We start from the raw sequence: 12,385 nt of genomic DNA, 5'->3' as shown, positions 1-12,385 counted from the left end.
TCAATAACCTAAACAGCTGCACATCCGCGGCTTGGATAAAGCTATCTATTTAAGTATGCAAATCCTTTCCTAAGCGTGAGGCTTGAAATGAAGATCTATCTAGCGGGGCGGGTGGTGAGGCTATCAGGCTCGGTTTTTTACTTGGGCTTGATGTTGTTTTTTTTATTGTGCTTGGCTCTTTGGATCTGTGTCCTTTATCGGCAGAGTCAAGCTGAGGTGGCAGTAAGTGAATTTGGCAGGTGCAAGTTTCATCGGGTGGCTGACGGCAGTAAGGCGTTCGATTTGAAATTGCCGAAAAAACAGTGCCATCTAGTGAGTTATAGGGGCGGTAGTGTGATTTTTATGACGGTGAGCTATCCAGATATGGAGGTTTTGGATTATAGAAAAGATATTGAGGGTAAGTCCGTTAGTTTTTGGTTTGTTAATGAAAGCGAACCGCCGGTTTTTATTGGTTTCAATTCACAGGGCCTCCCTTTGAGGTCTGTGCGCGATGGGGTGTACGAATATGGAAACACTCACAGGGTGCTTTGGAGAATTGTAAGGGCCACAGGAGAGAACGTCTCTGTGTATCCCTCCACTGGAAAAAATCAAGGGAGTTGGTGGGTGGGTCAGATTAGTGCGACGTATCAATATGATGCTGACATCGCCGGCATGATCGATATGGATGATTTTGCAGCAAGGTTTTTTCAAAAACTAGAAATAAAGGAAGTCAGAGATGTCGACGATAAAAATGAGCAATGAGCAGCTTGCTGAGCTAAGAAAGTTAGGTTCAGAGGGTCGCTACCCTGAAGCATACCAATTGTTGAAAGACGTCGTCGATCAACATGGTGTCGTTAGCGATGACTCTATGAAAGAACGATTGGAGCAGACAGCGGTGTGGTTATCTGCGGCAAAATCTATTAATAGCAATGACAAAAGCTTTAGCAGTGAGATGGTGAGGGGGTCCATGAGGTTCGCTTCAAGTGCGAACGGGGTCGTTTTGAGTGAGGAGAAGTTTCAGTATGCATCTAATCTTCTAGCCATTGATGTCATAAAATTGGTAAGTGACCGCGGAGGAATTCCTGCTATTGAATCGATAATAGACAAAGACGTTGCATCAGCTGTTGAAAAGTTAAATTTAAAACCCTGGAATTGGGCCGGTACGATTGGAGATGTCTTCCCACCGCCTCTAGGCCTTGGGAAAGACTATATGCAGATCCAGGGTGAAGATAGTGTGAGCTATCTAAAAAATCTAAGCATAGCTTTATTGCAAAATGGCGCAGGGCTAGCTCGCTATATTGGCTGGAGTGCATCTGATACCCCCGAGCGCAAAGTTGAGATTGCTGGTGTGATTTATCATAGTCTTCTCGAAGCTCCATTTATACCATTTCAAGATGAGGGCAATTCATTCGTCGAGTTATCTAACAGCGGTTCCGTTGACATCGCTACCGACCCTAGCCCGACTCCCAAACCTGTCATCTCCGACGAAGACCAAGCCCGCGACGACGTCTCCAACGGCTTCGTCATTAACAAAGCCACCCATAAAATTGCCTTTTCCGACGATACCCTCAACAAGACCGATTTCTTCTCCGTGCAAACCGGCAGCCTGGCCACCGGTGGCTTGCGCCCTGGCGAAACCCAACTGGATCGGAACGTGCGGCCTACCGAGCATTTGTCGCAGTTCTACCTGGATAAACCCGATGGCCAAGCCGATTTCAGTTTGCGCAATGCGGTGTTGCTGAACGGCTTGTCGGTGCAGGCCACGAATAATGTCTTTATCGATCCCCTGTTGCTCAATGTGACTGGCCCAGGCGTGCAAATGACCGCCATCGGTAACGGTGTGCTGTTCGATACCGATAACAGCGGCACTCTTAAACGCACGGGCTGGGCCGATGCGACGACGGGCATTTTAGTAGTGGACGACGGCAGCGGGCAGATCACCGGGGTGCGTCAGTTGTTTTCCGAGTACTACGCCGGTGCGATGGGTAAGGACGGCGCGGCCGGGGAGCGGCGGTTCGCCAATGGGTTCGCTGCGCTGGCCAGTGAGGATACCAGCAAGGATGGTTTGATCACCGCGGCAGACCCGATTTGGAGCCAGTTGCGGGTGTGGATCGATGTGTCCCAGGACGGCCAGTCCCAGGCCGGTGAATTGAGAACCCTGGAATCCCTGGGTATCACCCAGTTCAACCTGGCCTTCGAACCGGTGAGTGGGGATATCCGTCAGGGCAATACTGTGCTGGGCCGTGGCAGTTTCGTGATGAACGGGGAAAGTCGCGAAGCCCTGGCCGTGGACTTTCTCGCGGATCCGGTCGGCAGCACCGTTGAGCGGCTTGAGGCAGGGATCCAGTTGAGCTCCACTGGCGAGGGGGTTACCGCCACCGCTTATGCGGCGAGTGGACCCGCTGACGCGGTGCTCGATGCCCAGGCGTTGAAGGTACAGAACCTATATGGCGGCGAGGGTAATGACACTTTGACCGCAGCGCCCAGCGGCAGCTGGTTGGTCGGCGGTGGGGGGCGCAATAAGTACATCGGTGGTGCGGGTAACGACGTGTTTGTGATCAGCGCCAGCGACAGCCCGGCTGACATCCAGGGCAACGGTGGGCGCGACAGCGCGTTGATCGTGGGTCACGAGGGCGTTTCTCTTAACCTGGCCAAAGCAGGGCTGGCCATGGCCCAAGGCGGGCGAGGGCGCGATTATCTGGTCAGTGGCGGTAAAGACGGAGTGTTTATGAAGGGCGGCAGCGGCGGCGCAGTGCTGGTCGGTGGCGCTGGCAACGATGTACTGGTGGGCGGCAGTGGCAGCAATATGATCGTCGGCGGTACCGGTAAAGCGGTGATCTACGCCGGGCCCAGTGGGGATAGGATTCTCGCTTCGGCCCGGGGCAGTATCATCTTTGCCGGTGGTGGTGCCGATGTGATCCAGGGGCGCGATGGCGACGATGTGATTGAAGTGGGTAAAGGTGCGGCAAGCATCGACGGCGGCGGTGGTACCAACGTGGTCACCCTGCACGGCAGCCACGGTGAATACACCATCAGCGCTACCGCCGAGGGCTATACCGTCGCCGACCAGGTCAGTGGACGTGACGGGGCCGTCACCCTGCGAAAGATTCAAAAACTCAATTTTTCCGATATTTCGGCGGTTACCTTGGGTGGCCCGAACGCCATGCCGGTCGCCGACGTCCTACGCGCCAATGCCGGCGGTACGCCCATCGAGCGAGGGCATGCCCAAGTGATTGCAGCGGCGGCCCTGTTGGCGAACGATCAGGCCATGGGCAGCACGGGGCCTTTGAAGCTGGCATCGGTCAGCGATGCATTAGGTGGCACCGCGGTGTTGGACGCGCAAGGGGATGTGCTGTTCACGCCGGACCCGGCCGGGACCGGCATCATGAGCTTCAAGTACACAGTGGTGGACCAGGCCGGCAACCCGGCCATGTCGATCGTCAACCTGGATAACGCCGAGCTGGCGCCGATGCGTGCCACGGCCAGCTTGCTGACGGCTGAAGTGCCTACCGACCCGCTCGCGGCGCGGCAGTGGTACCTCAATGACATCGACGTGCTACCGGTCTGGCAGGACTACAGCGGCAGCGGTGTACGCATCGGTCAGTTCGAGCCGGGCGGTGAGTTTTCGGTCGGGCCGGAGGTGTTCGACTATCAGCACCCGGACCTGCTGGCCAATGTCGATCCTGCCTGGTTAAAGACCCAGCAACAGGCCGGCACTCTGCCGGACACCTTTTCCAACCACGCCACCCAAGTGGCGGGGGTCATGGTGGCGGCGCGCAATGAGGTCGGTGGGGTGGGCGTTGCACCCAAGGCGACCCTGGGCGGGCATTACCTGGCCAATAAGGGCGCCGACCTTTCCGGTTTTGGCCATGTCGTCAACTATGATGTCGCCAACCACAGCTGGAGCTTTAGCAACGATTTCGCCCTGAGCAACCATACTGGAAGCTCGGTCACCACCGCCAGTGCGCTGATGACGGCAGCCCAGTACGCCGCCGCCAATGGCCGCGGCGGGTTAGGCACGGTGTCGGTGACCTCAGGCGGTAACCAAAGGGCCAAAGGCGGCAGCACCCAGGGGTCGCTGACCAACAACCATCGTTATGCTATTCAAGTAGGGGCCATCAACGCCAAGGGTGATTTGTCGACCCTGCAGATAGGTTCGGCGCCGTTCTCCAACCCAGGTAGCAGCTTGTTGCTGTCGGCACCCGGCAGCAATGTGCTGTCTTCCAGCCGCCAGTTGCAGACTGAGCGCGGCTCCATCTTCGGCAGCGATTACAGCACCCAACAAGGCACCAGTTTTGCGGCGCCGATCGTCTCGGGGGTGGTGGCGTTGATGCTTGAAGCCAACCCGGCGCTGGGTTACCGCGATGTGCAGGAGATTCTCGCGCTGTCGGCGCGCAAGGTCAGCGACAGTGCCAGCGTTTGGCGCGATAACCACGCCCAGCATTGGAATGGCGGGGCCATGCACGTCAGCGATGATTACGGCTTTGGCGCAGTCGATGCCCGCGCGGCAGTGCGTTTGGCAGAAAGTTGGAGCGTGGGGAAAACGGCGGCCAATGAGGCGTCGGTCGGCGCGGCCAGTGCCCCTCTGGCCCAGGCAGTGGCTGCGGCGACTACGGTCGATGCCAAGCTCACCCTGGCCGAGGGTGTGGCCATCGAACATGTGGAAGTGGACCTGGTGGCCGATGTGGGCCGTTTAGGCGATCTGACGGTGGCGCTGATTGCACCGGATGGCACGCGCAGTGAGTTATTGGCGCGCCCTGGCAAGGCCCCTGGGTCGGCCGATACGGATATGGGTAGCCCTTACAGCGGCGCTTTCAACTATACGTTCATGTCGACTCAGCATTGGGGTGAACGCTCCCAGGGCGATTGGACACTGCAAGTGAGCAATGTCGCAACGGGCCTGCCGGTGAATCTGCAGCGCTGGGCGCTGCGTGCATTCGGTGCGCCTGCGTCGGCAGACGACCGCTATGTGTTCACCGATGAATTCGCCGCCTTGGCTGCAGCGCAACCGCAACGTGCGCTGATCAATGATGCGCTAAAGGGTACGCCCGGTGGCAAGGACACGCTCAATGCGGCGGCCATGCGCAGCGATGTCGGCGTCGATCTGCGCGAGGGCAAGGCAACGCTCGGTGCGACAGCGCTAAGCTTGGTTTCCGCTAAGTCCATCGCCAACGTGCTGACCGGGGACGGTAATGACACCTTGATCGCCGCCGATCAGCCCACCTCGTTGTACGCAGGCCGTGGGCAGAACCGTTTAGTCGGTGGCACCGCCAAGGATTTTTTTGCCGTTCGTCAGCGAGCCGGTGGCAGCGATACGGTGGAGCAATTCGACGCCAGCGCGGGGGAAGTCATCGGCCTGGTGGGCTTTCACGGCAAGAGCTTCGCCGATCTCAAGCTCACCCAGCAGGCGGCCAATGTGCACGTCGAGTTGCCAGCAGGGCAAAGCTTGATCGTGGCGGGCCAAACCGTCGCCAAAATGGGGGCGGCACAGTTTGCATTTTCTCGCCATATCGATGCGCCAGCCGGTTACTTCGAAGGCGCAGCACCGCCTGCACCCATAGCGCCGGGGACGGTCACGTTGAACGGTGGGGCACAGGGGATCTCGCTGGTTTCAAGCCCTCAAGGGGGAATGATCGGCGCGTTGACGGGAACGGTCTACCAGCGCGATGGCATTGAGGCCAACCGCTTCGTGGTGACCAAACAGGAAGGCGTACTGGACTATAAAAATGCCCTGCGTGGCTTCCGCCCTGGCCTGGACAAGATCGACCTGAGCCAGACCACGGTGACCGGGTTTTCAGACTTGAGCCTGACCAAGGCCCAACGTGCCGTGATCAATGGTGTGGCGACCATTCACGGGGCATCCATCCACACCGTGGGCACGGCGGATTCGCCAGGCGTTAACTTGCTGTACATCGATACGCTCGACGTCGCGCAATTGAGCGCGGCTGATTTTATCTTTGCCACAGCGGCAGTGGCTCAGCCAGCACCCGTTGCGAGTGAACCAGGGGGCACGATCGTGCCGCCACCGGTGGCGACTGGCGTACCTACACCGTTGCCTAGCGCTGAACCATTGCTTCAGGCCATGGCGGGGTTCAACCCACAGGGGCCCGCCCCATTGAATTTCCGCACGGCGGACCCTTCGCTGCATTCTCCGATGCTGGCCGTTAGCGCGGCCTGAGCCACTGCGCCGGGCTGGCGAGCCAGTCCGGCTTTTATTTTTTTCTCATCAAGGACGATTCATGTCGTTTTCTGTTGAACCGCAACCCCTTTCTGCGCCGATGCTGGATTGCGGCCTAACTTGCCTGGTGCTGCTTGCCCGGCACCATCGGATATCAGCTTGTAGCGAACAACTGCGCCATGCATTCGCTGAAGAGGGTCGGGTATTCGACGACTCCACCCTACTGACTGCAGCGGCTTACCTGGGCCTGGAGGCGCAGGCCTTGAGCAGTGACTGCAGGCGTTTGGCGCTGGCACCGCTGCCGGCTATCGCGTTGAGCCGTGAAGGTTTTTACCTGCTCCTGCTGCACGTCGATGACACTCATGTCGAGTTCCACGACCCGCGCTCGGGGGCCAACCAGCGTTTATCGCTCAGCGCGTTCGCCTGTCGCTGGGGCGGCCCATTGATTCTCGCTCGGCCGTTGCCTGAGCGGGTCGAGGGCGCCCCGCGAACGACGCTGCGGCGGTTTATGCCAACGTTATTGAAGTACCGCAAGCTGCTGGGGCAAGTGTTGTTCATCTCAATGCTGCTGCAGGGTTTCGCGCTGCTCACTCCGCTGTTGTTCCAGGTGGTCATGGATAAGGTGCTGGTGCATCGGGGGCTTTCTACCCTGGATGTTATCGCCATTGGCTTGCTTGCAGTCATGCTATTGGAGAGTGCATTCAGCCTGCTGCGCAATTACTTGCTGGGCCACACTACTAGCCGCTTGGATGCTGAACTGAGCGCGGGATTATTTCGCCACCTGCTGCAATTGCCGTTGACCTGGTTCCAGGCTCATCGGGTCGGGGACACCCAGGCGCGGATACGGGAGCTGGACAATATCCGCGCGTTCATCACCGGCGGTGGCATCACGGCAGTGTTGGATGTTTGCTGTACGGTTTTGTTTATAGCCGTAATGTACGCTTACAGCCCTTTATTAACGGCCGTGGTGCTGCTGTCGCTGCCTTTTTATCTGCTTATTTCGCTGCTCATCACGCCGATCTTACGCGTGCGCCTAGAGCAGAACGTCAAGTATTCGGCCAGTGGCCAGGCATTTTTGGTGGAGAGCGTTAATGGCATCGCCACCCTTAAAAGCCTGGGCTTGGAGCCCTGGCTGGTGCAGCGCTGGAACGAGCACCTGGCAGCGTACGTGAAGGGCCATTTGCGCGCCCAGCAGTTAGCCGCCGTGGGGCAGGAATGCATCGGTCTGATCGGCAAATGGGCGACGGCCGCGACCCTCTGGCTAGGCGCGACACTCGTGATGGAGGGTCAACTAAGCGTTGGCCAACTGATAGCGTTCAATATGTTCGCCGGGCGCATTGCTCAGCCGGTCCTACGGTTGGCGCAATTGTGGGGCCAGTTCCAGCAATTGGCGGTATCGCTGGGGCGAGTCGGCACTGTGCTCGAAGCACCGGCCGAACACGCCAGTGCCGGGCAGGGCGTGTTGAGCCGGTTAGGTGGGCGCATCGAGTTCGACCAGGTTCGTTTCCGCTACCAGCGCAACGGCAGTGAAGTGTTGAGAGGGGTCGACCTGCTGATCGAGCCTGGCGAAGTGATCGGCATCGTCGGGCGTTCCGGTTGCGGTAAAAGCACCCTGACGCGTTTGTTACTCAAACTGCATCGCCCGGAGCACGGTCGGGTATTACTCGACGGGCAAGACATCGCCCTAGCCAACGTTGCTTCGCTGCGTCGCCAGATTGGTGTGGTACTGCAAGATAGCGTGCTGCTGCAACGCAGTATCCGCGACAACATCGCCATTGCCTGCCCCCACGCATCGATGGCTCAGGTTATGCAGGCGGCGCGATTGGCTGGTGCCCATGAGTTTGTCGAGCGCTTGCCCCATGGCTACGACACCCTCGTCAGTGAGCAGGGCCGGTCGTTGTCCGGCGGGCAGCGCCAGCGTCTGGCAATTGCCAGGGCCCTGTTGAGCGACCCCCGCCTATTGATTTTCGACGAAGCCACCAGCGCCCTCGACTATGAGTCCGAAGCGCTTATTCAGGGGCATATGGCGCAGATCTGCCACGGACGTACGGTGTTGATCATTGCCCATCGGTTGTCCAGCGTGCGCCATGCCGACCGTATTGTCGTCATGGATCGCGGGCAAGTCGTTGAAATGGGTAGCCATGCCCAGTTGCTCAGCGACCCCGCTTCCTTCTACGCCCAAGCTTATCGGGCGCAGGGGGAGTTGGCATGAGCCGTATCAACTGGCTGGCGGGGCGTTACTTGCAGGTCGCGCGCAAGGCCTGGCAAGGCCGCCAACGCCAAGCCGAATGCTATGACCGGCAACAGGCTTTTCTGCCCGCTGCGTTGGCGTTGCAACAGGCGCCGCCGCATCCGCTGCCAGGGTTGCTGCAAGGCGCCTTATTGATTGGCGCGGTAACCACCTTGTTGTGGGCCTGTTTCGGCAAGATCGATGTGGTGGCGAGCGCTTCCGGCAAAGTGGTACCCAGCGGCCGCAGTAAGGTCATTCAAGCCAGTGAGCTAGGGCGCGTCAAAGCAATTAATGTCGAGGACGGCCAAGCCGTTCGGATGGGTGATGTTTTGATCCAACTGGATGATCAGGGCACCCAGGCTGACATCAATCGTTTGAACGTCGACCTGTTAGCAGCGCGTACCGATAGCGCACGGGCCAGGGCGATGCTGGGGGCTATCGCCAGCGGTAAGGCGCCTGAATCGGTTGCCCGATGGATCGACCATGCCAGTACCCAACAGCTCAAAGCTGCTCAGCGGTGGGTGGTGGGGCAATACTTGGAAATGCGCGCTCATTTGGAGCAGGCACGGGCAGAAATAACCCAATTGGAGAGCGAAATCCGTGCCGCTCGCGTGGCGGTGGCGTCGTTGCTCGAACTGCTGCCGCTGACCACGCGGGTTGCCCAGGACTATCAGGAGCTTGAGCAGATACGGGCGGTGCCGCGCCATGCCTATCTCGAAAAAGAGCAACTGCGCCTCGGCCAAGTGCGCGACTTGGCCGTGCAGCGTTTGCGTATCAATGAACTTAGCGCTGCGCTCGCGGCGGCGCAATCGCGCCATGCCAGTGTGCTGGCCCAAGCTCGCCGGGAGATGCTCGATTTGCTCAATGAGTCGGTGCAGCGTGCTGATGCCTTGGCCCAAGAACTGGGCAAGGCTGAACGCCGCCATCGCTTGCGCCAACTGCGAGCGCCCGTTGACGGCGTGGTACAGCAGTTGGCGGTGCACACTTTGGGTGGGGTCGTCACCGAAGCTCAGGCGCTGATGATTATCGTGCCTGAGCAACAGCCGGTGGAAGTCGAGGCTTTGCTGGAAAACAAAGACGTCGGCTTCGTGCGCAAAGGCCAGCCGGTGGAACTCAAAATCGAGACGTTCAATTTCACCCGTTACGGCGTGGTTCACGGCCAGGTGATGAGCGTGTCGGGCGACGCTATCGATGATGAGCGGCGCGGGTTGGTCTACAGTGCGCGAATTCGCCTGGACCAGAGCAGCGTGCGCGTGGGTGATGAAGAGCTCGTCCTGTCGCCAGGCATGGCCGTGCAGGCCGAAGTGAAGACGGATCGGCGTTCGGTGATCAGCTATTTCCTCTCGCCGTTGCAACAGTACACGGGCGAAAGCCTGCGCGAACGCTAAAAAAATCGGGGCCAAGCCCCGATCTTCAACCCGGTTTAACGCTTGAGCCCATAATGCTCGTCGAGCATGCCGGGGGAGTCTGGCGCCTTGGGTGCGTAGTCGCGGGGAGGCTCATTGCCCTGGGGCGGGGTCAGGTGTTTGCGCGGGGCATGGTGGGCATCGGAGTGCAAGGCGGCGAGCAGGCGCTGGCGGGTCAGCTCGTCGAGGGCCAGGCGGTTGGCGCCATCGGCCAGGTGGTCTTGGACTTCCTGGTAGCTCTGGGTCATTTTCTTGACCAGCGTAGCGGTGCTGTTGAAGTGGGTGACCACCTCGTTCTGGTAAGTGTCGAAACGTTCTTGAACGTTGTCCAGCTGGCGCTGGGTGCTGTCAGGCACGGCGCTAGGGACCAGGCGAGCGATCGCGAAACCGATACCCACGCCAACGATCAGGGCCAGGGTTGGTAATAACCAAACTAAGAGCGAGAGTTCCACGAGTCCTTCCTCTATAAACGGCTTTGCTTTACGTTAACGGCTCGGGCGTGCGCTGTATACCGCGAGCACGCGCCTATCTTGCACAGCCTAGACGATTCGAGCTTTTTTTTGGTCACGGAGTTCATCCCTTGCTCAACCGCGAAACCGCGCTTTTCATCGACGGGCCAGTCGGCCGCTTGGAAGCCCTTTACCTTGATGTGGCCGATGCTCAAGGCATTGCGCTGCTGTGCCACCCCAATCCGGTGCAGGGGGGCACGATGCTGAACAAAGTGGTCTCGACCCTGCAACGCACCGTGCGCGATGCGGGCTTTGTGACCTTACGTTTCAACTATCGCGGCGCCGGCCAGAGCGAAGGTAGCCATGACATGGGCAGCGGCGAGGTCGACGATGCCCAGGCGGCCTTCGCCTGGCTGCGGGCCAAGCACCCTGGGCTGCCGCTGACGCTGCTGGGGTTCTCCTTTGGTGGGTTTGTCGCCGGCAGCCTGGGGGGGCGCCTGGAAGCCCAGGGCGAGGCCCTGGCGCGCTTATTCATGGTGGCGCCTGCCGTCATGCGCATCAAAGAACCCGAGCGCCTGCCCGAGCGGGGCGAACTCACGGTAATTCAGCCCGAAGCCGACGAGGTGATCGACCCCACACTGGTTTATGAATGGTCCGACGCGTTGGCGCGCCCCCATGAGCTGCTGAAAGTGGCAGAATGTGGGCACTTTTTCCATGGCAAGCTGACCGATCTCAAGGATCTGCTGTTGCCGCGCCTCTCGAACTGATTGCAGCCTGATAAGAATTCCGCCATGACCACTCGTATCCTTACCGGCATCACCACTACTGGCACGCCGCACCTGGGCAACTATGCCGGCGCGATTCGCCCGGCCATCGTTGCCAGCCGCCAGAGCGATGCCGACTCGTTTTATTTTCTGGCCGACTACCATGCGCTGATCAAATGCGACGACCCCCTGCGCATTCAACGCTCGCGCCTGGAAATCGCGGCCACTTGGTTGGCCTCCGGCCTCGACGTCGAGCGGGTGACCTTCTATCGCCAGTCCGATATCCCGGAAATTCCTGAGCTGACCTGGCTACTGACCTGCGTCGCCGCCAAGGGCCTGCTGAACCGCGCCCATGCCTACAAAGCGTCGGTCGATAAAAACGTCGAAACCGGTGAAGACCCAGACGCCGGCATCAGCATGGGCCTGTACAGCTACCCGGTGCTGATGGCCGCCGACATTTTGATGTTCAACGCGCACAAAGTGCCGGTGGGGCGTGACCAGATCCAGCACGTGGAAATGGCCCGTGACATTGGCCAGCGGTTCAACCATTTGTTTGGTCAGGGCAAGGAATTCTTTGTCATGCCCGAAGCGCTGATCGAAGAAAGCGTCGCCACCTTACCGGGCCTCGATGGGCGCAAAATGTCCAAGAGCTACGACAACACCATCCCGTTGTTCACCAGTGCCAAGGACATGAAAAGCGCCATCTCGCGCATCGTTACCGACTCGCGCGCCCCCGGTGAAGCCAAAGACCCTGACGACTCCCACCTGTTCACGCTGTTCCAGGCCTTCGCCACGCCCGGCCAGGCCGCCGAGTTCCGCGAGCAACTGCTCCAGGGCCTGGGCTGGGGCGAAGCCAAGCAACGCCTGTTCACCCTCCTCGACGCCGAGCTAGGCGAGGCCCGCGAGCGTTACCACGGCCTGGTCGAGCGCCCGGCCGACCTCGAAGACATCCTCTTGGCCGGGGCCGTCAAAGCGCGCAAGGTCGCCTCGCCGTTCCTTGAGCAACTGCGTGAAGCGGTAGGGCTGCGCTCGTTCCGCACTCAGGTGCAGGTGGCGTCCGGCAGCCAGAAAAAGGCCAGCAAAGGGCCGCGCTTCGTCAGCTTCCGTGAAACCGACGGCAGCTTCCGTTTTCGCCTGCTGGCCGCCGACGGTGAGCAGTTGTTGCTGTCTCGCGGCTTCGCCGACGGCAAGGCAGCGGGTGCCGTGAGCAAGCAACTGCAACAGGGCGGCGAATTGGACGTGAGGGTCGAAGGGCAGGGGTTCAGCGTCTGGCTAGCCGGGGACTGTGTCGCCGATGGCCCGGCGTTCGCCGATGCCGCCGCCAGGGATGCCGCCGTAGAGGCGTTGCGCCTGGCATTACAGCCTGAGGCGCAATAATG

General features: G+C 59.7%; 7 protein-coding genes. 6 read left to right on the top strand and 1 reads right to left on the bottom strand.

Translation table 11 applies throughout. The features are described from left to right. Positions 1 to 87 precede the first annotated feature (87 nt). The 4 genes from QCL65_RS20970 to QCL65_RS20955 all read left to right on the top strand — a co-directional run bounded on the left by QCL65_RS20970 (position 88) and on the right by QCL65_RS20955 (position 9,775). Positions 88 to 741, top strand: coding sequence for a hypothetical protein (locus QCL65_RS20970; protein WP_407312191.1), 654 nt, complete (start codon positions 88 to 90; stop codon positions 739 to 741). A gap of 586 nt (positions 742 to 1,327) precedes the next feature. Beyond that, positions 1,328 to 6,157 carry a S8 family serine peptidase gene (locus tag QCL65_RS20965; protein WP_407312189.1) on the top strand — a complete coding sequence of 1,610 codons (4,830 nt, stop codon included), beginning with the start codon at positions 1,328 to 1,330 and terminating at the stop codon, positions 6,155 to 6,157. Between the two features lie 61 nt (positions 6,158 to 6,218). After that, the gene (locus QCL65_RS20960) at positions 6,219 to 8,369 is read left to right on the top strand and encodes a type I secretion system permease/ATPase (protein WP_407312187.1); all 2,151 of its coding nucleotides are present in this window, start codon (positions 6,219 to 6,221) and stop codon (positions 8,367 to 8,369) included. Beyond that, positions 8,366 to 9,775, top strand: a complete 1,410-nt coding sequence (locus QCL65_RS20955; RefSeq protein ID WP_407312185.1) for an HlyD family type I secretion periplasmic adaptor subunit — start codon at positions 8,366 to 8,368, stop codon at positions 9,773 to 9,775. The genes QCL65_RS20960 and QCL65_RS20955 overlap by 4 nt, the downstream gene beginning before the upstream one ends. Positions 9,776 to 9,810: 35 nt before the next feature. On the opposite strand, the gene QCL65_RS20950 is transcribed toward QCL65_RS20955, so the two are convergent. Then, complete coding sequence (locus QCL65_RS20950; RefSeq protein WP_407312183.1) at positions 9,811 to 10,245, bottom strand: YhcB family protein; 435 nt, start codon at positions 10,243 to 10,245, stop codon at positions 9,811 to 9,813. A gap of 128 nt (positions 10,246 to 10,373) precedes the next feature. Here QCL65_RS20950 and QCL65_RS20945 point away from each other — a divergent pair, with 128 nt between their 5' ends. Further along, positions 10,374 to 11,009: an alpha/beta hydrolase gene (locus QCL65_RS20945; protein ID WP_407312181.1), complete on the top strand. Its 636-nt coding sequence runs from the start codon at positions 10,374 to 10,376 to the stop codon at positions 11,007 to 11,009. Between the two features lie 24 nt (positions 11,010 to 11,033). Further along, the gene (locus QCL65_RS20940) at positions 11,034 to 12,383 is read left to right on the top strand and encodes a tryptophan--tRNA ligase (protein ID WP_407312179.1); all 1,350 of its coding nucleotides are present in this window, start codon (positions 11,034 to 11,036) and stop codon (positions 12,381 to 12,383) included. The last annotated feature ends 2 nt before the right edge of the window (positions 12,384 to 12,385 follow it).

This window comes from Pseudomonas sp. nanlin1 (genome assembly GCF_045571515.1).
Lineage (GTDB): Bacteria > Pseudomonadota > Gammaproteobacteria > Pseudomonadales > Pseudomonadaceae > Aquipseudomonas.
This window is presented reverse-complemented; position numbering and strand designations above follow the sequence as displayed.